Source organism: Dechloromonas sp. A34 (genome assembly GCF_026261605.1).
Classification (GTDB): domain Bacteria; phylum Pseudomonadota; class Gammaproteobacteria; order Burkholderiales; family Rhodocyclaceae; genus Azonexus.
This window is the reverse complement of sequence record NZ_CP102486.1, coordinates 2,462,324-2,488,435: the sequence shown is the minus strand read 5'-3', so window position 1 is coordinate 2,488,435 and position 26,112 is coordinate 2,462,324. Positions and strand designations below refer to the sequence as shown.

General features: G+C 57.4%; 20 protein-coding genes and 1 pseudogene. 20 read left to right on the top strand and 1 reads right to left on the bottom strand.

All coding sequences use genetic code 11. The features are described 5' to 3' along the window. Positions 1-62: 62 nt before the first annotated feature. The 18 genes and pseudogenes from NQE15_RS12395 to NQE15_RS24070 form a co-directional block, all read left to right on the top strand. Entirely contained in the window at positions 63-1,622 is a 1,560-nt protein-coding gene (locus NQE15_RS12395; protein ID WP_265941726.1) for an XrtA system polysaccharide chain length determinant, read from the top strand. A gap of 9 nt (positions 1,623-1,631) precedes the next feature. Continuing rightward, positions 1,632-2,600, top strand: a complete 969-nt coding sequence (locus NQE15_RS12390; RefSeq protein ID WP_265941725.1) for an XrtA-associated tyrosine autokinase — start codon at positions 1,632-1,634, stop codon at positions 2,598-2,600. Next, the gene (locus NQE15_RS12385; RefSeq protein ID WP_265941724.1) at positions 2,590-4,239 is read left to right on the top strand and encodes a TIGR03016 family PEP-CTERM system-associated outer membrane protein; all 1,650 of its coding nucleotides are present in this window, start codon (positions 2,590-2,592) and stop codon (positions 4,237-4,239) included. Before NQE15_RS12390 ends, NQE15_RS12385 begins: the two co-directional genes overlap by 11 nt. Before the next feature lie 25 nt (positions 4,240-4,264). Next, positions 4,265-5,347 carry an XrtA/PEP-CTERM system-associated ATPase gene (locus NQE15_RS12380; protein ID WP_416336460.1) on the top strand — a complete coding sequence of 361 codons (1,083 nt, stop codon included), beginning with the start codon at positions 4,265-4,267 and terminating at the stop codon, positions 5,345-5,347. Then, positions 5,340-6,506 carry a non-hydrolyzing UDP-N-acetylglucosamine 2-epimerase gene (gene wecB, locus NQE15_RS12375; protein WP_265941722.1) on the top strand — a complete coding sequence of 389 codons (1,167 nt, stop codon included), beginning with the start codon at positions 5,340-5,342 and terminating at the stop codon, positions 6,504-6,506. Before NQE15_RS12380 ends, wecB begins: the two co-directional genes overlap by 8 nt. Before the next feature lie 14 nt (positions 6,507-6,520). After that, a complete protein-coding gene (locus NQE15_RS12370) occupies positions 6,521-7,360 on the top strand; it encodes an XrtA system polysaccharide deacetylase (protein WP_265941721.1) in 840 nt (279 codons plus the stop codon). Between the two features lie 5 nt (positions 7,361-7,365). Then, entirely contained in the window at positions 7,366-8,400 is a 1,035-nt protein-coding gene (locus tag NQE15_RS12365) for a FemAB family XrtA/PEP-CTERM system-associated protein (protein ID WP_265941720.1), read from the top strand. Positions 8,401-8,406: 6 nt separating this feature from the next. Next, positions 8,407-9,618 (top strand): TIGR03087 family PEP-CTERM/XrtA system glycosyltransferase, encoded by a 1,212-nt coding sequence (locus NQE15_RS12360; RefSeq protein ID WP_265941719.1) that lies wholly within the window; start codon positions 8,407-8,409, stop codon positions 9,616-9,618. A gap of 104 nt (positions 9,619-9,722) precedes the next feature. After that, positions 9,723-11,147 carry an exosortase A gene (gene xrtA, locus NQE15_RS12355; protein WP_416336459.1) on the top strand — a complete coding sequence of 475 codons (1,425 nt, stop codon included), beginning with the start codon at positions 9,723-9,725 and terminating at the stop codon, positions 11,145-11,147. Next, positions 11,144-12,307 carry a TIGR03088 family PEP-CTERM/XrtA system glycosyltransferase gene (locus NQE15_RS12350; RefSeq protein WP_265941717.1) on the top strand — a complete coding sequence of 388 codons (1,164 nt, stop codon included), beginning with the start codon at positions 11,144-11,146 and terminating at the stop codon, positions 12,305-12,307. The genes xrtA and NQE15_RS12350 overlap by 4 nt, the downstream gene beginning before the upstream one ends. A gap of 12 nt (positions 12,308-12,319) precedes the next feature. Continuing rightward, positions 12,320-14,245: an XrtA/PEP-CTERM system amidotransferase gene (locus NQE15_RS12345; RefSeq protein ID WP_265941716.1), complete on the top strand. Its 1,926-nt coding sequence runs from the start codon at positions 12,320-12,322 to the stop codon at positions 14,243-14,245. Positions 14,246-14,283: 38 nt separating this feature from the next. After that, positions 14,284-15,519: a TIGR04063 family PEP-CTERM/XrtA system glycosyltransferase gene (locus NQE15_RS12340; RefSeq protein ID WP_265950266.1), complete on the top strand. Its 1,236-nt coding sequence runs from the start codon at positions 14,284-14,286 to the stop codon at positions 15,517-15,519. Between the two features lie 16 nt (positions 15,520-15,535). Continuing rightward, complete coding sequence (asnB, locus tag NQE15_RS12335) at positions 15,536-17,461, top strand: asparagine synthase (glutamine-hydrolyzing) (protein WP_265941715.1); 1,926 nt, start codon at positions 15,536-15,538, stop codon at positions 17,459-17,461. Further along, entirely contained in the window at positions 17,458-18,657 is a 1,200-nt protein-coding gene (locus NQE15_RS12330) for a TIGR03087 family PEP-CTERM/XrtA system glycosyltransferase (RefSeq protein WP_265941714.1), read from the top strand. The genes asnB and NQE15_RS12330 overlap by 4 nt, the downstream gene beginning before the upstream one ends. A 30-nt stretch (positions 18,658-18,687) precedes the next feature. After that, positions 18,688-20,004 carry a nucleotide sugar dehydrogenase gene (locus tag NQE15_RS12325; RefSeq protein WP_265941713.1) on the top strand — a complete coding sequence of 439 codons (1,317 nt, stop codon included), beginning with the start codon at positions 18,688-18,690 and terminating at the stop codon, positions 20,002-20,004. Positions 20,005-20,086: 82 nt separating this feature from the next. Next, positions 20,087-21,601 (top strand): MBOAT family O-acyltransferase, encoded by a 1,515-nt coding sequence (locus NQE15_RS12320; RefSeq protein ID WP_265941712.1) that lies wholly within the window; start codon positions 20,087-20,089, stop codon positions 21,599-21,601. 43 nt (positions 21,602-21,644) lie between these two features. Beyond that, positions 21,645-22,727: a hypothetical protein gene (locus NQE15_RS12315; RefSeq protein ID WP_265941711.1), complete on the top strand. Its 1,083-nt coding sequence runs from the start codon at positions 21,645-21,647 to the stop codon at positions 22,725-22,727. 226 nt (positions 22,728-22,953) lie between these two features. Beyond that, positions 22,954-23,202, top strand: a pseudogene (locus tag NQE15_RS24070) (transglutaminase-like domain-containing protein); the annotation flags it as partial. Here the strand turns inward: NQE15_RS24070 and NQE15_RS12310 are convergent. Beyond that, positions 23,158-23,613, bottom strand: a complete 456-nt coding sequence (locus tag NQE15_RS12310; RefSeq protein ID WP_265941710.1) for a hypothetical protein — start codon at positions 23,611-23,613, stop codon at positions 23,158-23,160. The pseudogene NQE15_RS24070 and the gene NQE15_RS12310 overlap by 45 nt on opposite strands. 18 nt (positions 23,614-23,631) lie before the next feature. On the opposite strand from NQE15_RS12310, the gene NQE15_RS12305 reads away from it, so the two are divergent. Beyond that, positions 23,632-24,831 (top strand): glycosyltransferase family 4 protein, encoded by a 1,200-nt coding sequence (locus NQE15_RS12305; RefSeq protein ID WP_265941709.1) that lies wholly within the window; start codon positions 23,632-23,634, stop codon positions 24,829-24,831. Next, positions 24,824-26,107: a putative O-glycosylation ligase, exosortase A system-associated gene (locus NQE15_RS12300; protein ID WP_265941708.1), complete on the top strand. Its 1,284-nt coding sequence runs from the start codon at positions 24,824-24,826 to the stop codon at positions 26,105-26,107. The genes NQE15_RS12305 and NQE15_RS12300 overlap by 8 nt, the downstream gene beginning before the upstream one ends. Positions 26,108-26,112 lie beyond the last annotated feature (5 nt).

Below are 26,112 nucleotides of genomic sequence, written 5' to 3'. Positions count from 1 at the left end.
ACCGATTTTCAACGTATGCCGCTCCGAATAAAATCGGAGCGGTTGTAAGCATGGGCTCCTAGATGGAAGATATTCTTCGCCAGGTTCTGACTATCCTGCGCGCGACCTGGAAATATCGACGACTCGGCATGTTGGTTGCTTGGGTCGTCGGTGCCATCGCTGCCGGAGTCATTCTCCGCATTCCCGACCGCTACGAGGCTTCTGCCAGAATTTTTGTCGACACCCAGTCGATTCTGAAGCCCCTGATGTCAGGACTTGCAATCCAGCCCAACGTTGAGCAGCAAGTAATGATGCTGAGTCGTACGCTGATCAGCCGACCAAATGTCGAAAAGTTGATCCGAATGGCAGACCTCGACCTGAAAACAAAAGGCAAGGCTGAGCAGGAAGAATTAATCGACAATCTTACAAAAACGCTAAAAATCCAAAGTGTTGGGCGTGACAATTTATACACCCTCTCCTATCGAGATACCGAACCGGCCAAAGCTCAACGCGTGATTCAAGCACTGGTATCTATTTTTGTGGAATCCAGTTTGGGAGATAAACGCCAAGACTCAGACTCGGCCCGTAAATTCATTGACGAACAAATCCAGAACTACGAGAAGAAGCTTCAGGAAGCTGAAACCCGTCTTAAGGATTTCAAGCTTCGCAATATCGAACTGCAAACCGGAGAAGGAAAAAGCAGCGTGGATCGCCTTTCGGATCTGACAACAGAGCTCAGCCGATCACGCTTGGCACTGAGGGAAGCCGAAAACTCACGGGATGCCATGCGTCGTCAGATCATTGGAGAAGAGCCAGTTCTCTTACCAGAGTCTCCTGGAGCCGACTCCGGTATTTCTCTACCGGAAATCGATGGGAGAATCGACACCCAGAAGCGGAATCTCGATAGCCTTCTCCAACGCTATACCGAACAACACCCCGATGTCGTCGGGACCCGCCGCCTAATCAAGGATCTCGAGGAACAGAAACGTCAGGAACTACTGGCACGCAAGAAATTTGCGGCTGCCAACCCTGGTTCGGGTGTCAGCAACAATCCGGTGTATCAGCAACTAAAAGTGTCGTTGGCTGAATCTGAAGCCAATGTGGCATCGCTACGTGCTCGGGTCTCCGAGTACGAAATGCGCTACAAGCGCATCACCGATATGCTGAAGACACAACCTCAACTTGAAGCGGAATATACCCAACTCAACCGTGATTACGATATCAATAAGAAGAACTACGAACAGTTGGTCGCTCGCCGCGAATCAGCCGAATTAACAGGCGATCTTGATGCGGCAGGTTCGGTAGCCGATTTTCGGCTGATCGACCCGCCGCGAGCATCGTCTACCCCCGTTGCGCCGAATCGCTTGCTCCTTCTGCCATTGGGTCTCCTGCTTGGCCTGGCAGCAGGCCTGTTTGCCGCTTTTGTTGCCAGCCAAATTCGCCCTGTCTTCTTTGAGGGCAAATCGCTGCGCGATGTAACCGGTTTGCCCGTACTCGGCACGGTTTCGCTGATTCCCAACGAAACAAGGCGCCTCAAGGAGCGAGCCAGCCTTCGTCGTTTCGTTGCGGCAACTTCCGGACTGGTAATAGCTTACGGAGCAGGTATTGCTGCACTCACCCTTCTTTCCCAACGTGCTGCCTGAGGTTGATCGATGAGTCTGATTGAACAAGCAGCCAAGCGCCTTGAGCAACTTCGCCAGGCCGGCGTCGATCTGCCAGAAGATAATGCACCTCGCTCGCTCGCATCCGAAGCAAAAGCGGCTGAAACGGTACCTGATCCGTATGCAGCCAAAGCCCAAATAGCGCCAACAGTGGATCAAACCGTCGCCAAAATAGAACCAGCACCGACTAAATCCCCCTCGGTGCCTAGTAGGCGAGTCGAGCTGAATCTCGAGGCGATCTCCGCGTCTGGACTTTTGGTTCCCCAGATATCTCGCAGTCAACTGGCTGACGAATATCGCGTCATCAAGCGCCCTCTGATCGCCAATGCCATGGGCAAAGGGATCGCACCAATTCAGAATGGCAATCTGATCATGGTGACCAGCGCCCTTCCCGGAGAGGGAAAAAGTTTTACCGCAATCAATTTGGCTATCAGTATCGCCATGGAACTCGATAACACAGTGATGCTTGTCGATGCCGATGTCGCCCGCCCTTCTGTTCTCAACATGCTTGGGCTACCACCTGCGCCAGGCCTGCTCGACGTTGTCGACAAAAATTCGGTAGACATTTCCGGCGTATTGTTGCGCACCAACATCGAGAAGCTCTCCATCCTGCCCAGCGGAACCCAGCACCCGCGTGCCACAGAACTCCTTGCAAGCGATGCCATGGTTCGCCTCCTTGATGACATGGCCAGCCGTTACAGTGATCGCATCATCATCTTTGACTCACCGCCATTACTGCTGACGACCGAATCCCGTGCGTTGGCCACTCATATGGGGCAAATAGTCATCGTCGTCCACGCAGAAAATACGGCCCAGGCAGCCGTCAAGCAGGCCGTTGATGCCATCGAGGCATGCCCGGTCAAGATGATGGTCCTCAATCAGGCCAGGCAAGCCTCGACCGATGGCTACGGCTACGGCTATGGCTATGGCTACGGATACGGATACGGAAATGAAAACTAAGGCGCCACTGCTCAGGCCAGTTTCAGGAGCCTTGCTGTTTTGCCTGAGTCCACTAGCCCTCGCCCAGCAGAACCTTCCCGGCGCGGTTCCCAATACAACATCACCAATGTCGTCGGCAAGTTCATCTCAATCGACATTTTCAGAACAGAATACCGACGACCAGGCCTCAACCTTTCAACGAACATGGACGATCAAACCGAGAGTTACATTAACTGAAACATTGACCGACAATGTCAGCATCAACCGCTCTGCCCAGGGTAAACAGAGTGATCTGATCACCGAATTGGCGCCCGGCATCCGTATTGAGTCCAGAACTGCCCGACTGAAAAGCTATTTTGACTACGCTCTGCGTGGTCAGTTTTACACACAGACTGATTACAGCCGGACGCAAAACTCACTCAACACTTTTGGTACACTTGAAGCGGTCGACAACTGGCTATACTTGGATTTTAGCGGGATCATCGCCCAACAAGCCATCTCGGCCTTCGGTACGCAGTCATCGGGTAGCGGGGCCATCAATAACAACAGTACGGAAACCGCTTCCTACCGTCTTTCACCTAACATTCGGGGGCAGTTGGGTGGAATGGTGGATTATTCGCTTCGCTATAATCGCTCGACCACGCGATCCGATGTTGCAAATCTTTCCAATGTAGATCTCTCGCAATGGATCGGGCAGTTGAGAGGTAGTACACCGTTCCAAAATCTGCGCTGGACAATCGATGGCAATCAACAAACCACTGAATACAGCAGCGGCCGAAAAACCGAAGCCGATACTTTGCGAGCCATCGGTACCTACACGGTGCTTCCCCAGTTCCGTGTTTCGTTAAGTGCTGGCAGGGAATCCAATAATTACGCTTCGCTCGAGCAAGAGTCCCATAACACTCATGGCTATGGCTTTGACTGGACCCCCACCGAACGCACGCGGTTTTCAGCTTTCAAGGAAAATCGCTTCTTCGGTGATGGTCACAATATAAGTTTCAGCCACCGTTTTCCAAGGAGCAGTATCCGATTCACCGACACACGTGATGTTTCGGTCCTTCCTAACCAGTTTTCCTCTGTCGGCACTGGAACTGTCTACGACCAGTGGTTCCAGCTACTGGAAAATACCGAGCCTTTCGCCAGTATGCCCCCAGACGCAAAAGAGATTGCCGTCGCGAAAGCTGTCGAATTGGTTCTTGCCAAGTTGCAGTTAAATCCTAACCAACAGACCACCAGCAATTTCCTGACCTCTCGCGCTACTGTGCAACGGCGCCAGCAACTCGCACTGGTCCTCACCGGAGTACGCAACACAATCACTTTCTTGATCAATCGCAACGAAAATCAATCGATACTAGCGGCCGCAGCACTCAACGACGACTTTGCACAAAACAACGTCATTCAACAACGAGGCTTCAGCCTGAACGTTTCCCATCAGCTAAGTGAACTTTCCAGCCTGAGTTTCCTTGCCTCGCGCCAGGAAAGCACTGGTAGCGGCGCCACAACAGTCAAAGCGACAATGACCATGCTTCAGGTCAGACTCTCGACCAAACTTGGGGTAAAAACCACTGGTTCATTGAGCGCCCGACGATCCGAATTCGATAACGCCACAAATCCTTACACGGAAAACGCCCTCGTCGGGACGCTTTCCTATATTTACTGACCGCATGTACGAAGCATTTTATGGCTTGACCAACAAGCCCTTCCAGCTAAACCCAGACCCCTCCTTCTATTTCGGAAGCAAACAGCATCGCCGTGCTGCCGCCTATCTGGAATACGGCATGCACCAGAATGAAGGATTCATTGTCATTACCGGTGAAGTCGGTGCCGGCAAGACAACCATAGTCAGGGGCATGCTGGACAGCCTTGACCAGGATAAAGTCGTCGCCGCTCATCTGGTCAGCACGCAGCTCGACGCCGACGACACCCTGCGGCTGGTCGGTGCAGCGTTTGGGCTTCGTACCAAGGATATTTCCAAGGCTGACATCCTTATGTCACTGGAAGCCTTCCTGATCAGCGCCACAAGCAAGGGCAAGCGTTGCCTGCTCATCGTTGACGAGGCACAAAACCTGACGGCCCGGGCTGTCGAAGAGCTTCGCATGCTCTCCAATTTCCAGTTCGGCAACCACGCGCTGCTCCAGAGCTTTTTGATTGGCCAACCCGAATTCCGGCAAATTCTGCAAAGCCCGCACATGATGCAGTTCCGGCAGCGCGTCATCGCGGCCTGCCATATCGGACCTCTCGACGTCGAAGAAACGCGTGCCTACATCGAGCACCGTCTGAAATGCGCCGGCTCGACCGGTGTCCCAACCATACTTCCGGCAGCTCACGAAGCCATTTTCAAGGCCAGCAGCGGCATTCCCCGCCGTATCAATTCGGTGTGCGACCGCCTGATGCTATTTGGTTATCTGAGCGGTAAAAAGGAATTCGACGAGCCAGACGTCGAGGAGGTTGCCCGCGAGATCCACGAAGAAACGATGGGCAGCACGACGCAAGTCGGCATGTCATATGCCAGCGCCCCTGCCCACTCCCCTTACGCGCAGCTGAACGCAGCAGGCGTTGCTGCCGATGGCACCTTCACCGGTGACCCGGCCACCCTGCTCGCCAGCCTCAACGTCCAGCAATTTGGGGAACGACTGGCACGGTTGGAACGCAGCCTGCTACAACTCGAAAAAATAAATGGTGCCACGCTGACGCTCCTCCAACAATTAGTCAGCAACGGCACCCAACTCGCTGCAATGCCCCAGGAAAGAGATAAAGCAGATGCTTGAAAGTTGGCCCAACGAGCTCGGCCCCGTCATTTGCGTTGTCGGCGCCCGCCCCAATTTCATGAAGATGGCCCCCATCCTGCGTGCCTTTGCCGCATATCGACCGGCCATTCCGAGCATTCTTCTCCATACCGGCCAGCACTATGATCGGGACATGAACGACAAGTTGTTCGAGGATCTGCGCCTGCCCCACCCGGACATCAACCTTGAAGTCGGCTCCGGCTCGCATGCCGTGCAGACAGCCGAAGTCATGCGCCGGTTTGAGCCCGTACTCGACGAGAAGAAGCCATCTTGCGTGCTGGTAGTTGGAGACGTTAATTCGACGCTGGCCTGTACGCTGGTCGCCGTCAAAAAAGGCATCCCCGTTGTGCATGTGGAGGCGGGCTTACGCAGTTATGATCGTGCCATGCCGGAGGAAATCAATCGCGTCCTCACTGACCAGATAGCAGATCTGCTGTACACCACCGAGCGTAGCGCAGCCGACAATCTGGCCCGCGAGGGGATCGCCACCGAGCGAGTACGTTTCGTCGGAAACGTGATGATCGACTCACTACTCCATAATCGTGAATTTGCCCGATCGCCGGCTGAAAGCATTGGTAACGGCGGCGGAAATCCCGCCCTGATTTGTGGTGCAGCCGGTTACGGTGTAGTCACTATGCACCGCCCATCCAACGTCGATCAGGCTAATGTCCTGACCTCCCTGCTCGGCGTCTTGCGGGAAATTTCCGACTCCATTCCTTTGATCTTTGCCCTCCACCCGCGCACCAAAGGCAATATCGAGCGCTTCGGCCTGTCGCATCTGATCGACACGCCGCGCATGATCATGTTGCCGCCCCAGGGCTATCTCGAAATGCTTGGCCTGATGGCCGGAGCCCGCATCGTACTGACCGACTCAGGGGGATTGCAGGAAGAAACCACTGCCCTCGGCGTACCCTGCCTGACCATGCGCGAAAATACCGAACGCCCGATCACGGTCGAGCAAGGCACCAACACCATGGTCGGGCGCGACGTCGCGGCCATTCGCCACCACGCGGTAGAAATTCTGGCAGGAAAAGGCAAGAGCGGTCGCTTACCCGAACTCTGGGATGGCCGCACTGCCGAGCGTATTGCCGAAGATATGGCCAGCTGGCTATTGGCGCGCCACGCCGGATCGAACGGCTGACCGACACCGCACCGATGCCAGCCCAGCCGCCGATCAATGCGCTCACCATCGATGTCGAAGACTATTTTCAGGTTTCGGCGTTTGCTCCACATATCCCGCGCAGCGATTGGCCGATCCGCGAGTGCCGCATCGAACGTAATGTCGACTGCATTCTGGCCATGCTCGACGAGCACGGGACCAAAGCCACCTTCTTCACATTGGGCTGGGTCGCCGAGCGTTACCCGGAGGTCATCCGGCGGATCGCCGCCAATGGACATGAAGTCGCCAGCCATGGCTACGGCCATGAACGGGCCAGCGACCAAACTCCCGAGGGATTCTTCTCCGACGTTCAGGTCGCCAAACTGATTCTGGAAGACCTTGCCGGCTGCGAAGTCAAAGGTTATCGCGCGCCCAGCTTTTCGATCGGCGAAAAGAATCTCTGGGCCTTTGAATGCCTGGAGCGTGCCGGCTATCACTACAGTTCGAGTATTTATCCCATCCGCCACGACCACTACGGCATGCCCGATGCCCCGCGCCACGCGCACCGGATCGGCAAGCTTCTCGAAATCCCGGTCACCACCCTGCGCCTTTTCAACCGCAACTGGCCGGCCAGCGGCGGCGGCTATTTTCGCCTGATGCCCTACGGCATCTCGCGCTGGATGATCCGGCGCGTCAATACGGTCGATCAGCTTTCCGCGGTTTTCTATTTCCATCCCTGGGAAATCGACCCAGGACAACCGCGCATCCCGGGCATCGGCGCCAAAACCCGTTTTCGCCATTACGTCAATATCCACCGCATGGAGCATCGTCTCCATCGTCTGCTGGCCGATTTCGCCTGGGGCCGGATGGACGAGCTCTTCCTCGACCAGATCTGAGCCCCATGATCATCAAGCAGCTGGACACTTCCGATGCCGGAAGCGCAAAACGCTGGGACGAATTCGTTTTCGCCAGCAAGCAGGCCACCTTCTTTCACCGCGCCGACTGGCAGGGCATCATCCAGGACGTCTTCCGTCATCCGACCTATTTTCTCTATGCGGAGAAGGCCGGCGAAATCCAGGGCGTACTCCCCCTGGCGCACGTCAATAGCCTGCTTTTCGGCAACGCTCTGGTTGCCCTGCCCTTCGCCGTTTACGGAGGGGTCGCTGCGAGCAGCGAGGAAGCCGCTCAGCTGCTGGAAGGCGAAGCGCAAAAACGGGCACAAAGACTGGGCGTCGATCATCTCGAATTCCGTAACATCAATCCGCGCCATGCCGAATGGCCGACGCAGGATCTGTACGTTACCTTCCGCAAGGAAATCCAGCCCGAGGTCGAGGCCAATATGCTGGCCATCCCGCGCAAGCAGCGCGCCATGGTCCGCAAGGGCATCAAGAACGAGTTGATCAGCACGCTCGACCCCAACGCGGACCGTTTCTTCAAGCTCTTCGCCGACAACGTCCATCGCCATGGCACGCCGGCCATGCCCAAGCGCTATTTCGACACCCTGCTCCGGGTATTCGGCAAGGACTGCGAAGTGCTAACCATAACGACAGCCGACGGCCAGTTGCTAAGCAGTGTGCTCTCTTTCTACTTCCGCGACGAAGTCCTCCCCTACTACGCTGGCGACGACGAAAGTGCCCGCCACCTCGCTGCCAACGACTTCAAATACTGGGAGCTGATGCGCCGCAGCTGCGAACGGGGCATCAAGCTTTTCGATTACGGACGCAGCAAGGTGGGCACCGGCCCCTACGCCTTCAAGAAAAACTGGGGTTTCGAGCCGCAGCCACTGCATTACGAATACTGCCTCTACAAGCGCGACTCCATTCCCCAGAACAACCCGAACAACGCCAAATACAAGCTCTTCATCGAAGCCTGGCGGCGCATGCCGATCGGCCTGGCCAACTGGCTGGGGCCGCACATCGTCCGCAACCTGGGCTGAGCCGCCATGGCCAACATCCTCTACCTCGTCCATCGCCTGCCCTACCCGCCCAACAAGGGCGACAAGGTGCGTTCGTACAATCTGCTCAAACACCTGACCAAGTACCACCGCGTCTTTCTCGGCACCTTCATCGACGATCCGGAAGACGAGATTCACATCGCCACCTTGCGCGGCATGTGTGCCGATCTCCATGTCGCCCGACTCGACCCGCGCCGCGCCAAGATCCGCAGCCTGAACGGCCTGCTCGCAGGGGACCCGCTAACCCTGCGCTACTACCGGGATGCATCCCTTCAGAACTGGGTCAATACGACCTGCCGCAATCAAAAAATCGATGCTGCCGTGGTCTTCAGCTCGGCAATGGCGCAGTACATCCAAGACAAGCAACGCATGCCCGTGCTCATCGATTTTATCGATGTCGATTCGGCAAAATGGACCCAATACGCGCCCAAGTATCGCTGGCCGATATCATGGCTCCATCGGCGCGAAGGTGAAACCCTCCTCGCCTATGAGCGCCAGATGGCCGCCCAGGCGTCTCGTTCCTTCTTCGCCACGGACGCCGCAGTGGAGCGTTTTGCCCAGTTGGCCCCCGAATGCAGCGTCCGGGTTGAAGCCATGAGCAATGGCGTCGATGCCGATTTTTTCTCACCCGACCCCGAGCGCGTTTCGCCTTACGCAACCGAGGAAGTGCCAGTTGTCTTCACCGGCGCCATGGACTACTGGCCGAATGTTGAAGCCGTTACCTGGTTTGTTGGTGAAGTCCTGCCCGGCCTGCTCCAGCGTCGGCCACAACTGCGTTTCTATGTCGTCGGCCACAGCCCGATGCCGGAAGTCCTGGCATTGGCCGGCGATCATGTCGTTTTGACCGGCACCATCTCCGACGTTCGCCCCTATCTCCAGTATGCCACTGTCGTCGTTGCACCGTTACGCATTGTCCCCGGCCTCCAGAACACTGTTCTCGAAGCAATGGCCATGGAACGTCCGGTCATTGCGACGACGGACTGCGCCGCATCGGTCGATGCGGACAACGAGACCGAACTACTCACGGCAACGACTCCCGACGAATTCATCGCGGCCATCGATCGCCAATTGGCCGATCCGTCGACCGCCGCCGCCATTGGCCAGGCCGCCCGGGCCCGCGTCATTGCCAACTACAGCTGGCAAGCACACATGAGCGGCATCGACCGCTACCTTCCCGCCCACCCGGCTCAGCCAAGATGACCCAACAGACGCCTTCACTGTCGACAGCATGGCGGCAAGCGCTCCCGCTGTTACTGGCCTTGATCGGCTGGATTCTTTTTTGGTACTGGGAGACAGCCAGCGCGATGGTAACCATCTGGTTGCGCTCCGAGACTTACGCCCATGCCTTCGTGGTGCCACCAATCTCACTCTGGCTGATCTGGCGTCAGCGCACCCAAGTACTGGCCGAACAACCACGCGCCTCGTTCCTACTCGCCGCCCCGGTCGTCATTACCACCTTTTTCTGGCTGCTCGGTGAGTTGACCGCAGTCAATGCCCTCACCCAGTTCGCCCTGATCGCAACACTCGTCTTGGCCATCATGGCGCTGCTTGGCATACAAGTCAGCAAGCGCATCGCCTTCCCGCTAGCCTTCCTTTTTTTCTCAGTCCCGATCGGCGATTTCATGCTGCCGAAACTGATGGATTGGACCGCCGCGTTCACCGTCCTTGCCTTGCGTGCCACCGGTATCCCGGTCTATCAGGAAGGACTGCAATTCGTCATTTCCTCCGGCAACTGGTCGGTTGTCGAAGCCTGCAGCGGTATCCGCTACATCATCGCATCGGTCACCGTCGGCACCCTATTCGCCTATCTCAATTATGTTTCGCTACGGCGACGCCTCATTTTCATTGCCGTAGCGATCATCGTCCCGGTCATCGCCAACTGGCTGCGTGCCTACATGATCGTCATGCTCGGCCATCTGTCGGGCAACAAGCTGGCGGTCGGGGTCGATCACCTTCTCTACGGCTGGCTGTTCTTCGGCCTGGTCATCATGATCATGTTCATGATCGGCGCCCGCTGGAGCGAAGAGCCCTCAGAACAGGCCAGCACGCCAGATACCCCGTCCGCCGAACCAGCGCTCCCAGTCCGAAATATCTGGCTGACCACCTTGGTCATTGCTTTTCTGGCCATCGTCGGCCCACTCGGCTATTTCGCCATCAACAAGTCCGATCAGGCGGCGCCACCTAGCCTGCAACAACTGAAACTGCCGGTCGAATGGGAGGAGACCCAGCAGTTCGCCAGCTGGAAACCAGCCTATGCCAACCCGTCCGACGAACTCCAGATTGCCGTCGTCCGGCAGGGAAAACCGGTCGGCCTCTACATCAGCTATTACCGGAACCAGGACTACCAACGCAAGCTGGTTACCTCCACAAACACCTTGGCGGTGAGCAATGACAAAGTCTGGTCGGTAGTCGCCAGGAAGCTTGCCGCAACCAATCTGAATGGTCTCCCTGCGCGCATCCAGACTGCTGAACTGTTGGGCAAAGACACCAGTCCAGAATCCCGCCTCGTGGTCTGGCAGTGGTACTGGATCAACGGCAAGCTGACTTCATCCGATTTCGAAGCCAAATTCCATACTGCACTCTCACGCTTGTCCGGCCACGGCGATGACTCGGCGGTGATCATGCTTTACGCCCCCCTCGACTCGGCCGCCGATACGCTTCCCGATTTCGCCGCTCAGGCCATTGCCCCGATCAACCAGTTGCTCGACGCCACCCGCCAAGCCCGATGACCAAGGACCCGCGCCCGCTCGTTGCCCACGTGATGTACCGCTTCGACACAGGCGGTCTGGAAAACGGCGTCGTCAACCTGATCAACCACATGCCGGCCGAGCACTATCGGCACGCCGTCATTGCCCTAACCGAAGTCACCGACTTCCGCAAACGCATCCTGCGCGACGACGTCCAGTTCATTTCCCTGAACAAGGCCCCCGGTCACGGAATCTGGCTATTCCCGAAGCTCTATCGCCTCTTTCGCCAGTTGCGCCCGGCCATCGTCCATAGCCGGAACCTGGCGGCGCTCGAGGTTCAGCTGCCGGCCTGGGCAGCCGGCGTCCCGGCCCGCATTCATGGCGAACATGGCCGGGATGTCGGCGACCTCGATGGATCCAACGTCACCTATCAGCGCGTCCGGCGCTTCTACCGCCCGTTCGTGAGTTATTACCTCGCCCTCTCGCGCGATCTTGCCCAATATCTGACCGGTATAATTCGCGTTCCCCAAAACAAGGTGCTCCAGGTCTATAACGGTGTCGACTCCGTGCGCTTTCATCCCGGTTCGGCCGAGCAGACAGCTGCCGGTTGCCCGTTTGCACGCCCCGGCCACTGGCTGATTGGCACGGTCGGGCGCATGCAAACCGTCAAGGATCAGCCCACCCTAGCCCGCGCCTTCATCCGCGCGCTCGAGATTGACCCGTCGCTTAAGGAATGCCTGCGCCTGGTCATGGTCGGCGGCGGCCCCTTGCGGGCCGAATGCCAGAAATTGCTCGACGAGGCCGGCGTTGCCAAACTGGCCTGGCTTCCCGGCGAGCGCGGCGACATTCCCGAAATCATGCGGGGACTAGACTGCTTCGTCCTGCCCTCGCTGGCCGAAGGTATCTCCAACACTATCCTCGAAGCCATGGCCTGCGGACTGCCGGTGATTGCCACCGCCGTCGGCGGCAACGCCGATCTCGTGGTCGCCGGAAAAAGCGGTGAAATCGTTCCCGCCGCCGATCCCGAGGCCATGGCCAAGGAAATTGTCCGCCTGGCCAATGCCCCGGCCCTGGTCAAAGCGATGGGCCAAGCCGGACGCCAGATAATCGAACAAAAATTCAGCATGAACGCCATGGTGGCAGCCTACCAGGGCACCTACGACAAGCTCTTGCGCCGCACCGGTGCAAACCCCAGGCATTGACAGGACACTCCCATGTGCGGCATTACCGGCATTTTTGACACCCGAGGCAAGCGCGAGATCGACCGTGCGGTACTCCACCGCATGAACGAATCGCAGCTCCATCGCGGCCCGGACGAAGGCGGCACCCATGTCGAACCCGGCGTCGGGCTCGGCCACCGCCGGCTCTCGATCATCGACCTGTCGACCGGCCAGCAACCGCTCTACAACGAAGACCAGAGCGTCTGCGTCGTTTTCAACGGCGAAATCTACAATTATCAGGAACTGATCCCGGAACTACAGGCACTCGGACACACCTTTCACACCCGCAGCGATACCGAAGTCATCGTGCATGCCTGGGAAGCCTGGGGTGAAAGCTGCGTCGACCGCTTCCGCGGCATGTTTGCCTTTGCACTCTGGGACCGCAACCGCGAAACCCTGTTCCTGGCCCGCGACCGCCTGGGCGTCAAGCCGCTGTTCTACGCCCTGCTCGACGACGGCCACTTCCTGTTCGGCTCCGAACTCAAGTCCCTGCTCGCCCATGGCGGCCTGAAGCGCGAGATCGCCCCCTGCGCCGTCGAAGAATACTTCGCCCTCGGCTACGTCGCCGAACCACGCTCCATCTTCAAGCAGGCCAAAAAGTTGCCACCCGCCAGCACCCTGCTGCTCCGCCGCGGCCAGCCGCTTGGCGAACCCCGCGAATACTGGGATGTCCGCTTCACCCTCGACAACCCGATCAGCGACGCCGACGCCCAGGCCGAACTCAGCCATCGGCTCGAAGAATCAATCCGCCTGCGGATGATCTCCGAAGTCCCGCTTGGCGCCTTCCTCTCCGGCGGCGTCGACTCGAGCGCCGTGGTCGCAATGATGGCCGGCCTTTCAAACAAGGCGGTTAACACCTGCTCGATCGGCTTCTCCGACCCGGCCTTCAACGAATCCGAATTCGCCAAAATGGTGGCCGACCGCTACCAGACCAACCATTACCTGGATGTGGTCGAAAGCGACGATTTCGACCTCATCGATACACTGGCAAAGCTCTACGACGAACCCTACGCCGACAGCTCCGCCATCCCCACCTATCGCGTCTGTCAGCTCGCCCGCAAGCACGTTACCGTCGCCCTCTCCGGCGATGGCGGCGATGAAAGTTTCGGCGGCTACCGCCGCTACCGCTTGCATCTGATGGAAGAGAAGATGCGCTCGGCCCTGCCCTTGGCCCTTCGCCGGCCAGTGTTTGGTACCCTGGGCAAGCTGTACCCGAAAGCGGACTGGGCACCACGCATTTTCAGGGCGAAGACCACCTTCGAAGGCATGGCGCGGACTTCTGTCGAAGCCTACTTTCATTCCGTGTCCATCCTGCGCGCCCCCATGCGCAACCAGTTGTTCAGCGACCAATTGAAATCCGCCCTTGGCGGCTACGACGCCAGCGAAATATTCAATGGCCATGCTGCAAAAGCCGGCACTGACGATCCGCTGGCATTGATCCAGTACCTCGATCTCAAGACTTACCTGATCGGCGACATCAACACCAAGGTTGACCGGGCCAGCATGGCGCACTCGCTGGAAGTTCGCGAGCCATTGATGGACCACGAGCTGGTCGAATGGCTTGCCACCCTGCGTTCATCGCAAAAAATTCGCGGCCAGGAAGGAAAATATCTGCTCAAGAAGGCAATGGAACCTTACCTCCCGACGGACGTGCTCTACCGCCCGAAAATGGGGTTCTCGGTACCACTCGCCCGCTGGTTCCGCGGCCCGCTCAAACAGCGCGTCCAGGAAGCAATCCTCGGCCCCCGGCTGGCCGATACCGGCTGGTTCAACCGCAACTATCTGCAGCAGCTAGTCAATGATCACAACAATGGCAGCCGCGATTACAGCGCCCCAATCTGGACCCTACTGATGTTCGAGGCTTTCCTTCGCAATGCCGGTGACAATGCCGTACTTGACCGGGGGAGCCTGGCGGCATGACCTTCGATCAACAGCATTCGCAAAAAAAGGCTGACTCGTTGCGGATTCTGCATATTCTCGACCATTCAATTCCCCTGCACAGCGGCTACGCCTTCCGCTCGCTCGCTCTGCTCACAGAGCAGCGACGCATGGGTTGGGAGACCCTGCACCTGACCACGCCCAAGCAGGGCACCGCGGCAGCCGATCGGGAAGAGGTTGATGGCTGGTTGTTTCACCGCACCCAGACCGATCGAAAAATGACGGGTTTCCGCGGTTATTTCGGCCAGATGGCCGCGACCCAGAAGCGCATCGAAGATCTCGTCAAACACCTGCGTCCAGACATCATTCACCCGCATTCGCCAGTACTCAATGCCATTCCCGCCATTCGCGCCGGGCGCAAGCTGGGCCTGCCTGTGGTTTATGAAATGCGCGCCTCGTGGGAAGACGCCGCGGTCGACCATGGCACGACGATTGAAGGCAGCCTGCGCTACAGGATTTCCCGCTCGCTCGAAACTTGGGCGCTACGCAGGGCCGATGCCATCACCACCATTTGCGAAGGCCTGCGTAACGACATCCTATCCCGTGGCGGGATTCCACCAAGCAAGGTAACCGTCATTCCCAATGCCGTCGATGTCGACTCTTTTGGCTACGGGCCAGCTGCCGAACCGAAGCTTCGCACCGCCCTCGGCCTCGACGGCTGCATCGTGCTCGGCTTTGCAGGTTCGTTTTATGGTTACGAAGGGCTCGATCTACTGCTTGATGCTACCAAGCAACTACTCCCCAAACATCCGGATCTCAAGGTTCTGCTGGTTGGCGGCGGCCCCCAAGAGTCCGCTCTGCGAAAACAGGTGAATGATCTTGGGCTGGACGACCGAGTCGTGTTTACCGGGCGTGTTCCCCATGCCGAAGTACAACGTTACTACGGACAGATCGATCTCCTTTGTTACCCCAGAAAGTCCATGCGCCTGACCGATCTGGTAACGCCGCTCAAACCCCTGGAAGCCATGGCCCAAGGCAAGCTCCTAGTCGCTTCGGACGTTGGCGGTCATCGCGAACTGATCCGCGACGGCGAGACCGGGGCTCTATTCAGAGCAGGCGATGCAGGGGCCCTGGCGGCGGCTGTCAGCCGCATGCTGGCCAGTCGCGACCAATGGGAATGCATACGCCAGGCGGGACGAGCTTTCGTCGAGAATGAGCGAACCTGGGCGCGCAGCGCAGCCAATTACCGCTCGGTCTATCGCGAGGTGCTCCCTCCCACCCGGCGTGCTGCGGTCGACACCGCTGGCGCCTGCTGATTGCGAGAGCACTGACATGTGTGGCATCTACGGCATCGTTCATCTCGACGGCAGTCCCACCGAACCGGCACTCATGGCGCGCATGGGCGACATCATTTTGCACCGCGGCCCCGACGATCATGGCTGGCACCACGATGGCAACTGCGTCATCGGCATGCGGCGCCTCTCCATTATCGATTTGGCCGGCGGCCATCAACCCCTGACCAACGAAGACGAGACGCTCTGGCTGGTCTGTAACGGCGAGATATACAACTTCCGCGAATTGCGCGAAGAACTGACCACGGCTGGTCACCGCTTCCGCACAGGTTCGGATTGTGAAGTGATTCTGCATGGCTATGAAGCCTGGGGCGACGATTTCGCGCTACACCTGAATGGCATGTACAACTTTGCGCTTTGGGACGCCAGGCGCCGTCGCCTCCTGATCGGCCGCGACCGGATTGGTGTCAAACCGCTCTACTGGCGGCAGGACGGCCAGCGCCTGGCTTTCGCCACCGAAGCAAAGGCACTACTGGCCCTCCCCGGCGTAAGCGCCAGCGTGAATCGAACCGCTCTCGCCAGCTACCTCAACCTCGGCTACGTCTCCGCGCCGCACTCCATGTTCGAGGGAATTGCCAAACTGCCGGTGGCTAGCCTGATGAGCATCGAGGCTGGAATAGTTACAACCAGCCGCTATTGGTCTTTACCCGAAAAAGTGGAAGCGGGGATTAGTGAGGAAGACTGGATCGAACGCATTGCCAGCGGCATCGAGCGCTCGGTACGCATGCAGATGGTGTCAGATGTACCAATCGGCGCTTTCCTTTCCGGAGGTATCGACTCCTCGGCAGTGGTGGCCTGCATGGCAGAGGCAGCCTCGCAGCCGGTCAAGACCTACGCGATTGGGTTCGGTGGCTCAGCGGCAGACAATTTCTACAATGAATTGCCCTATGCCCGGCGCGTAGCTGAACTATTCGGTACCGATCACCACGAAATCGTCGTCAAGCCCGACGTCGTTGCACTCCTGCCACGACTCCTCTGGCACATGGACGAGCCGATCGCAGATACCGCCTTCATCACCACCTACCTGGTCAGCCAGTTTGCTCGCAAGGATGTCACCGTTATCCTCTCCGGCGTTGGCGGCGACGAGCTGTTCGGTGGCTATCGGCGCTACCTCGGCAATCACTATGCCGAGCGTTTTTGCCGCTTGCCGCGCCCTCTCCAGGCTGCGGCCAAAGGCATAGGCCGGATACTACCGGCCGACCGCCACTCGAAATGGCTCAATATCGCACGCTTGGCCAAGGGTTTCCTGGCGACAGCCGAACTCTCCTTCGAAGAGCGCTACCGCGCCTATCTGCAGATCATGGACCGCACACTGGCCGGCCGCCTTCTCCTGGGCGGCAGCGGCTCGACCTGGGACCCCCTGCTGGCAGCATTCGCCGACAGCAAGCAGGACGATCCCTGCAACCACATGCTGGCGGTAGACATGGCGTCGCAATTGCCCGATGACCTGTTGATGTTGACCGACAAGATGAGCATGACGGTTTCGCTGGAGTGCCGCGTTCCCCTGCTTGACCATGAACTGCTGGAAATGGCGGCGACCATGCCGGAGGCGATCAAGATCAAGGGAGGCGTACTGAAGGCAGCCATGAAGAAGGCATTGGCGGGCCGCTTGCCGCCGGATATCTTGCACCGCAAGAAGCGCGGCTTCGGAACGCCGATGGGTGCCTGGCTGAAGGGCGAACTGGGTCGCCTGCTCGACCGCATCCTCTCCCCGGAAGCCATTCGCGCCCGAGGGCTATTCGATGCCGCGGTGGTATCCCAGTTGGTAGCCGACCACCGCGCCAATCGCCAAGACTATACGGACGCACTGATCGCCCTGCTCAACTTCGAGATCTGGGCACGGATTTATCTGGACCACCGTAGCCACGAAGACGTGACTGCCGAATTGCAAGGAATGCTTGCATGAAGATTCTTTACGTTTGTCACCGTTTCCCCTTTCCGCCCAAGCGGGGCGGAAAAATTCGCCCCTTCAACATGATTCGCCATTTCACAGCGCAGGGCCACCAAGTGACGGTCTGCTCCCTTGCCCGTACCCCGGATGAAGCCAAGGAAGGCGAAGGCATTGCCGGCCATTGCCAGCGTTTCGAAATGGCTTCGGTGAGAAACCCGATCCAGATGTTACGGATGGTTGTCCGCCTGCCGCTGGCAACACCGTCCTCCATGGGTTTCTTCTATTCGCCGGATCTCCAACGCCGCGTCGACGCCCTGCTCGCCAGTGAACAATTCGATCTCATCTTTGTCCATTGCTCTTCAGTGGCGCAGTATGTCGAGGATGTTCAGGGCATCCCGAAAGTTCTTGATTTCGGCGACATGGATTCGCAGAAGTGGCTGGAATACGCCAATTACAAACCTTTCCCGCTCTCCCTCGGCTACCGCCTTGAAGGAACAAAGATGGAGTTGGCGGAAAAGCGCTTGGCGAGAAAATTCGACCTCAGCACGGCCACTACCCGTGCCGAATGGGAAACCCTGCAGTCCTATGGTACGGCACCAGCTACCGACTGGTTCCCCAACGGAGTAGATGCTGGTTTCTTCAAACCGGACGGCGAAGGTTACGATGCCGATACCCTCTCCTTTATTGGGCGCATGGACTATTACCCGAATCAGGAGTGCATGTTCGACTTCTGTCGCAACACGCTGCCCCTGATTCAGGCCAGGCGCCCGCAAGCCAAGCTGCTCATCGTCGGTGCAGATCCAACGCCGGCTGTCCGCAAGCTGGCTGAGTTGCCTGGCGTCACGGTTACCGGATCGGTTCCCGATGTTCGGCCCTACATCCTTCGATCGGCCGCCATGGTGGCTCCGCTCAACATCGCCCGGGGCACCCAGAACAAGATTCTCGAGGCCATGGCAATGGGTGTTCCCGTCGTCACCAGCCCGGCCGGAGCGGGCGGCGTCGATGCCCAGGATGGCCTCCACTTCCTCGTCGGCGACAATCCTGCCGCCTATGCCGAGGCCTGTTTGCGTTTAATGCAGAACGCCGATGAACGCGCCCGTTTCTCGGTAGCCGGTCGTGAACGCATGCTGACCAATCATGACTGGCAGGCATCCATGCGACGCCTCGATAGCATCATCGAGCGTCTGATGGCGCGCCAAAAATCCAACTAGAATTTCAATTCATATAAATAGGACAATCCGATGAAAATCAGCATATTTGGCTTGGGTTACGTAGGTGCGGTGTCGCTGGCTTGTCTCGCCCGAGACGGCCACGAGGTCATTGGGGTCGATGTGGATCAATCCAAGCTCGACCTGATTAGCGGCGGCAATACACCGGTTGTCGAAGAAGGCATGGTCGACCTCATGCAGAGCGCCGTCGCCTCGGGCTTGGTATCGGTTACCCAGGATGCCGCCAAAGCAGTTGCCGACTCCGATATTTCGCTCGTCTGCGTAGGAACCCCATCGGCCGCCAATGGCAGCCAGGATCAAAGCGCCATGTTGCGTCTGGCCCAGCAGGTCGGCGAGGCGATGCGTGACAAGACAGCCCCGCATGTCTTCGTTTTTCGTTCCACTCTGGTGCCAGGCACGGTCGAAGATGTCATCCGCCCGATTATCGAGGCAGCCTCAGACAAGAAGGATGGCGTCGATTTCTTCTGCTGCTTCCAACCGGAATTCCTGCGCGAAGGCAGTTCGATCCGCGACTACGACAAGCCCCCGTTCACCATCGTCGGCTGCAATCACGATTACCCGGCCGACCGCCTGCGTTCCCTGTTCGGCCACTTGCCCTGCGAGTTCTACCGTACCAGCGTACGTTCGGCAGAAATGGTCAAGTACTGCTGCAACAATTTCCACGCCCTGAAAATCACCTTCGCCAACGAAACTGCCCGCCTCTGCGAAGTCCTCGGCGTTGATCCCTTCGAGGTCATGGACCTGGTCTGCCGGGACTCCCAACTCAATATCTCCAAGGCTTATCTGAAACCCGGCTATGCCTTTGGTGGCTCGTGCTTGCCCAAGGACCTGCGCGCTACGGTCTATCTCGGCAAGCAGCGTGACATCGACCTGCCGATGCACGCCGGCATTCTCGCCTCCAACAAAATCCACGTCGAACACGCCATCCAGAAGGTGCTGGCTACCGGCTCGCGCAAAGTGGGTTTTATCGGACTGTCCTTCAAGACAGGCACCGATGATCTGCGCGAATCGCCAATGGTCACGCTGGCCGAACAACTGGTCGGCAAAGGTGTGCAACTACGGGTCTATGACCCGGAAGTTCATCTGTCGCGCCTGCTTGGCGCCAACCGCCGCTTCATCGAGAAGCACGTCCCCCACCTGGGCGAATTGATGCGGGAAAACCTGGCCGAAGTTGCCGCCGAATGCGATGTGCTGGTCATCGGCCTGGCAACCAAAGAAATATTTTCCGCCCTAGAACAGTATGTAACGGAAAAGCACTACGTTCTCGACCTCGTTGGCCTGCCCAATCCCGAATCCCTTTGCGGACGGGTGGAGGGGCTCTGCTGGTAAAGCCCGGCGCCCGGACCGGTCAGAAATCCTGCGCCGGTCCGCGCCATGCTTGTGATGCCTAGCCGCGGGTTTTGGTAAAGCCATGCTTTTCAATTCGTACGAATTTCTATTTGCCTTCCTGCCACTGACCCTTGGTGGGTTTTTCGCGCTCTCAGCGCTTTCCTGGCACCGCGCCGCAGCCTCCTTGCTGGCACTGGCATCGCTGTTTTTCTATGGCTACTGGGCACCGCAGTATTTGCTGCTACTGCTCGGGTCGATCGCAGTCAATTTCCTGACCGGCAAGGCAATCACGCGGGAGGCACTTTCCGGCCAGGACAAACAGGCGTCGCGCTTGCTGTTTGCTGCCGTCACCCTGAATCTACTGGTTCTTGCCTATTACAAGTACGCAAATTTCTTTCTGGACACCGCCCGCGCACTGTCGAGCTGGAATGCACCGATGCTGGATGTCGTCCTGCCAATCGGCATCTCTTTCTTCACCTTTACCCAGATCGCTTTCCTGGTCGATTGCCGCGAGGGCAAGGTAAAGGAACAGGATGCCATCAATTACGTGCTTTTCGTCAGTTACTTCCCACATCTGATTGCCGGCCCTGTCCTGCATCACGCCGAGATGATGCCTCAGTTCGCTCGACGCGAAACCTATCGTTTCGTCCCCGAAAATTTCGTGATCGGCATGGCCTTCTTCGTCGTCGGACTGTTCAAAAAGGTCGTTCTGGCTGACGGCATACAGCCTTACGTCGGACCAGTTTTCGACGGAGGCGGAAGCCCGCATTTCTTTGCTGCCTGGGGCGGTGCGCTGGCTTACACGCTACAACTGTATTTCGACTTTTCAGCTTATTCAGACATGGCAGTTGGTCTCTCCAAGATGTTCAACGTAGACCTCCCGCTCAATTTCAACTCGCCCTATAAGGCCCGGAATATCAGCGACTTCTGGCGCCGATGGCACATGACCTTGTCGCGTTTTCTCCGTGAATATCTGTACATCCAGATGGGGGGAAATCGTCAGGGGCCGTTCCGGCGCTATGTCAACCTGCTCGTCACCATGCTGCTCGGCGGCCTGTGGCATGGCGCAGGATGGACCTTCGTCATCTGGGGCGGCTTGCACGGCATCTATCTCGTGATCAACCATGCCTGGGTTGCGTTAAGAGAGAGAGGCGTACTGCAGTTTCCATCAATGGGCATGATCGGTTCTGTAGCGGCCTGCTTGCTGACCTTCCTGTCGGTGGTTGTTGCCTGGGTATTCTTCCGGGCAACCAGCTTGAATGCCGCCCTCAACGTATTGTCGGGCATGTTCGGCATGAATGACATCCTATTCCCGGCCATTCCCGGACTGGATATTGCACACTGGATTGGCCTGCAGGTTAATGCCAACATGGAGATAGACTGGCGTCAAATCGGCTGGATCGTCACCCTTCTTTCATTTGCCTGGTTTTTGCCAAACTCGCAGCAGATTGTCTGGCGTTGGGTCAGCGGTGGCGGCATCGCAAACAAGTTGCGAATCCGCTGGATTTTTACCGGGGCAAGCCTGTCTCTTCTTTTGCTCCTGGCCGTAATCAACGATTCGCGTGGCGTTTCGGAATTTATCTATTTCAATTTTTAGCGTGCTGCGCCGAATCCTTCCTCTTCTGCTACTGGCCCTCGGCATGCTCCTGGGGCTGCTGGCGCTTGAGGTCTGTTTCCGTTTGCTCCCGGTAAACAGGGGTTTGGTTCGTCTCGACCCAGCAACCGACTGGCCTCTTACGAACTATCGCCCGCATGAGCCCTACAGCTATTCTCGCAACTGGTCTCTGTTGAATCCCCAGAATGGGCGTAGCAACAACTACGGGCATTTGGCCAGTTTTGACTACGAACCGAATGGCGCTGCCATAGCCGTCATCGGTGACAGTTACATCGAAGCACGGATGAATCGCTTCAACGATACGCTACAAGCGCAATTGGGTAACATGCTGGGGCTTCAGGGCAGGGTCTACGGCCTAGGTGCAAACGGCCTTTCGATCGCCGATTACCTGACTCTTTCCAGACAGGCCGCTACCGAATTCAAGCCCACTGCCTATGTTTACGTGATCGTCGACAACGACTTGAGCGAAGCTGTCACACGACGAAAAGGGTGGCATCATTTTCCGGCGGCAAGTTCTACTTGGCCAGTCTATGTACCGGAGCGGGAAGGAGAGCGTTCATGGGTAAGCAACCTCCTTGCATCATCCTCGTTGTATCGCTACCTGAAAGGCAACCTCGGGATATCGTTCGACTTTGCCGCGGCGAGTAGCTCGCCAACGAAAACTGCACCTACCGCTTCAGTTGCACCGGCACAGAGGGCTTTCGAGATATCCGCAATCAAGCAATTTGTCGACATGCTGCCTAAAGCCACAGGGCTCCCCCCCTCCTGCCATATTTTTTTGCTGGATACCGACCGATACGCGATTTACGACAAGCGACAAGCATCTGCACCGATTGACCCCCCCGAGTTACGAGATCGCTTCGTGGCCGAGGCCAGCATAGCCGGACTGACCGTCATCGATCTGGCCCCCGTGTTCGCAGCCGACTACGCCAGGGAGAAAAAGAAATTTGATTACTTTCCGAACGATCGGCACTGGAACTGGCGCGGTCACCATATTGCCGCATTGGCCGCACAGCAGGCGCTGCAAGGCTCGGCAGCAACATGCCTCGCGGCTGGTCAAAACCAGGCCAGAGCATCTCGCACCAAGCACGATGAAAGAGATCAATGAGCAGCTCGAATGGAAAGAACTTTAGGCTGAGGATGGCATGGGCAACGGCGCTCGTTGTTGCGGTACTCGGCGCTCACCTGCTCCTTCTTGCTCGGCCATCCTCCGAGGCGGTACGACTCCGGAACGCCTTGTTGATCGTTCCGGAGAGCGCCAGCCTGATCGATTGGGCGCCCCCTGACTACCCAGCCATCTTCAAGCGCGAAACGCAGCCCCCGATCCCCGTTTTCTGGAGATCATCAAACGGATCGGCGCGGATCAGGGAGATGACCTCCGGCGCGCGCTCCGTATCGCCAGCCATCTGTCCGAGACAGCCAAGGATCTCGGACCGATCCAGTCCGATACCTGGACCGCCTACCAGCTTATCCGCCAGGGGCGGGGGTACTGCTCCGACTTCACCCAGACCTTCCTGGCCTTGGCCCATGCCGCCGACTTACCGGTCAGGGAGTGGGGATTTTCTTTCGACGGCTTCGGGGGTAAAGGTCACGCAGTCGTCGAAATCTATGATCGCCAGCATCAGCAATGGGTTTTCCTGGATGTTTTCAACAATTTTCACGTCAGGGATACAGCCAATCGACCACTCAGCGCAGCCGAGTGGCGCCAGGCGATTCTTCAGAAAACCAGCGACGTAAGCATTCATCCGAATGGCCCCGGGCGTCCGGGATTCATCCGAGAACCCGTCCTCTGGAAATACTACGAGCGCGGTGTACAAGGCTGGTTCCTTTTGCTGGGTACTAATACACAATCCTACGAAGCGCAGCCCGTCGTTCATCTCCTGGGCAGGGTATCGCGGCACGTTGAACAGGCCTTGGCGATCCTGACCGGAGTGCACCCACGGATATCGATTCTCGAAACCCCAGAGAATCGCGCTGCCGTCGATAAAATGCACCGGCTGAGAACAAGCCTCATGATCGAACTGCCACTAATGGTAATTTCTGCTCTCGCGTCGTTATTGCTCTTCATATCTGCATGGCTTACCTCAAAGCAACAGTCAATTGCTGACAGATCAGGGGCTTTCCCCATTGTCATGCTGGTTGGTCCTCTCCCCCCGCCCTCGGGCGGCATGGCCAACCAATGCGAGCAACTGCATACGCTGCTGCGTGCCGAAGGTATTCGCGTCAATTTCGTGCAAACCAATGCGCCCTATTGGCCTTCATGGATTTCTTCGCTGACCTCGATTCGCGCCGTGTTCCGCCTCGTCCCCTATCTCTGGCATGTTTGGGCCACACTAGGCCGCAGCCAAGTGGTTCACCTTTTTGCAAATTCCGGCAAAGCCTGGTATCTATTCTGCATGCCGGTCATCGTCTTGTCTCGGGTACGTGGCGTTCCCTGTATTGTCAATTACCGAGGCGGCGAAGCCGAAACCTTCTTCCGATCATCGCCCGCCTGGGTCCGTCGCAGCCTGGCTTTAGCAAGCACCATCGTCGCACCGTCGGCGTATCTGGCCGGGGTATTCCGCGCCCTTGGATTTGCTGTTCAAATCATTCCAAATATCATCAATCTTGAAAGATTCTCGCCATCTCAAAACAGGAAAGATGATGATGGTGTGCACCTGATTGTTACCCGCAATCTCGAGCCCATCTACGACATTCCAACCGCGCTGCGAACCTTCGCCAAGGTTGTCGAACACTATCCAAATGCTCGCCTCACGATAGCGGGCAGCGGACCGGAAGAGGCGCGACTAAAAGATTTGGCAGCTAGCCTCGGCGTTGCCGAGGCTGTTTTATTTGCCGGCCGAATCCCGAATCATGAAATCCCGGCCCTATATGCCTCGGCGGACGTAGTCCTCAACCCGAGTACAGTGGACAACATGCCAATATCGATCCTTGAATCGTTCGCCAGTGGCGTTCCCGTTGTATCGACCAATGCGGGGGGCATTCCATTCATTGCCAAGAATGGCGAGAATGCATTGCTGGTTCCCATCGGCGATGCCAATGCGATGGCACAGGCAACTATCTCCCTCCTGGCCGACAGCGGTCTTGCAGCAAAATTTCGCGCCAACGGGTTGATCGCAGCGCAGGCGTACGCTTGGTCGGCCATTCGCGAGTTGTGGCTGGATACTTATCGGCAAAATGCAGAGCGACAAGGGGTAGTCAGTCATGCGTGACCTGCTTCTCGTCGGAGTATTTTTTACCTTGTGGCTGTATTGTTTTCGCTATCCCTACATAGGGCCACTGCTGTGGGCCTGGATAAGCATGATGAGCCCCCACCGGCTGACCTTTAGTTTTGCCTTCAACTTGCCATTTGCCCAAATCGCTGCGGCAACCTCGCTACTCATTTTCTTGACCACCAAGAAGAAGTTTCCTTTTCCACGCAGCGCGCCGGCGATTCTATTGGTAGTTTTCTTCCTGTGGTGCTCGGTGACATCACTGGTGTCATTCAATACCCCGAGTGTCGTATTTGACATGTGGATGAAGGTCGCAAAAATACAGATCATGCTTTTTGTGACCATGATGTTGATTGGCGGGCGCAAGACCATAAATCTGTTGCTTGCGGTGCTGTCTCTTTCTGTTGCTTTTTATGGGGTCAAAGGTGGAATCTACACGCTGACACACGGTGGTAGCGGTATGGTTTGGGGCCCTTCCGGCAGTTTTATAGAAGGGACTAACCATCTCGCTCTTGCGTTCATCATGGTTATTCCACTCATGTATTACTTGCTCGGCGAGCAGAAAAACGTCTGGTATCGGCGAGCATTGATGCTCGTGATCGGACTGACAGTTTTAGCCACCCTTGGCACCTATTCCCGTGGAGCATTCCTGGCGGCAGTCACCATGGCATTTTTCCTGGGCATGAAGAGTAAGCGGAAAGCTTTGACGCTTGGCATCATGGCCACCCTTCTGGTTGGTGCTGTCGCATTCTTGCCCGAGCAGTGGTCGAACAAGATGTCAACCATCTCGACGCACGAGGACCATTCCGCGCAAAGTCGGATTTACACCTGGCAAATGATTTGGAACCTGGCCCTGCACCATCCGATTACCGGCGGCGGGTACAACGTTACGGAAAATATGACAACCTGGGAACAATATGCGGTGACCGCATATGCGAAAGCCTATTCTCCTCACAGTATCTATTTCCAGGCACTCGCTGAGCACGGTTTTGTGGGGCTATTTCTTTACCTTGCCATCGGCATCATTACATGGCGTTACGCATCGAAAATTGCAAATCAGACCCGAGATGGCCCAGATAAGGACTGGGTTCCACAATTGATGCGCATGATTCAGGTGTCCTTGGTGGGATTCGCCGCCGGAGGATTCTTCGTCAATCTCGTCAACTATGACCTCCCCTACTATCTCGTGGCGATTGTGGCAATGGTCGGGAGAGATGTTATCCAGTCGCTCCCCAAGAGCGATCAGGTGTTGGCCAGTGGCAGCGTATCTCATTAAAGTGC

Coding starts and splice junctions, on each gene's coding strand:
- NQE15_RS12305 (WP_265941709.1), top strand. CDS start 23,632: ATGATCGAACTGCCACTAATGGTAATTTCTGCTCTCGCGTCGTTATTG.
- NQE15_RS12330 (WP_265941714.1), top strand. CDS start 17,458: ATGAAGATTCTTTACGTTTGTCACCGTTTCCCCTTTCCGCCCAAGCGG.
- NQE15_RS12370 (WP_265941721.1), top strand. CDS start 6,521: ATGCCAGCCCAGCCGCCGATCAATGCGCTCACCATCGATGTCGAAGAC.
- NQE15_RS12350 (WP_265941717.1), top strand. CDS start 11,144: ATGACCAAGGACCCGCGCCCGCTCGTTGCCCACGTGATGTACCGCTTC.
- NQE15_RS12365 (WP_265941720.1), top strand. CDS start 7,366: ATGATCATCAAGCAGCTGGACACTTCCGATGCCGGAAGCGCAAAACGC.
- NQE15_RS12320 (WP_265941712.1), top strand. CDS start 20,087: ATGCTTTTCAATTCGTACGAATTTCTATTTGCCTTCCTGCCACTGACC.
- xrtA (WP_416336459.1), top strand. CDS start 9,723: ATGGTAACCATCTGGTTGCGCTCCGAGACTTACGCCCATGCCTTCGTG.
- NQE15_RS12345 (WP_265941716.1), top strand. CDS start 12,320: ATGTGCGGCATTACCGGCATTTTTGACACCCGAGGCAAGCGCGAGATC.
- NQE15_RS12325 (WP_265941713.1), top strand. CDS start 18,688: ATGAAAATCAGCATATTTGGCTTGGGTTACGTAGGTGCGGTGTCGCTG.
- NQE15_RS12315 (WP_265941711.1), top strand. CDS start 21,645: ATGCTCCTGGGGCTGCTGGCGCTTGAGGTCTGTTTCCGTTTGCTCCCG.
- asnB (WP_265941715.1), top strand. CDS start 15,536: ATGTGTGGCATCTACGGCATCGTTCATCTCGACGGCAGTCCCACCGAA.
- wecB (WP_265941722.1), top strand. CDS start 5,340: ATGCTTGAAAGTTGGCCCAACGAGCTCGGCCCCGTCATTTGCGTTGTC.
- NQE15_RS12360 (WP_265941719.1), top strand. CDS start 8,407: ATGGCCAACATCCTCTACCTCGTCCATCGCCTGCCCTACCCGCCCAAC.
- NQE15_RS12385 (WP_265941724.1), top strand. CDS start 2,590: ATGAAAACTAAGGCGCCACTGCTCAGGCCAGTTTCAGGAGCCTTGCTG.
- NQE15_RS12395 (WP_265941726.1), top strand. CDS start 63: ATGGAAGATATTCTTCGCCAGGTTCTGACTATCCTGCGCGCGACCTGG.
- NQE15_RS12390 (WP_265941725.1), top strand. CDS start 1,632: ATGAGTCTGATTGAACAAGCAGCCAAGCGCCTTGAGCAACTTCGCCAG.
- NQE15_RS12300 (WP_265941708.1), top strand. CDS start 24,824: ATGCGTGACCTGCTTCTCGTCGGAGTATTTTTTACCTTGTGGCTGTAT.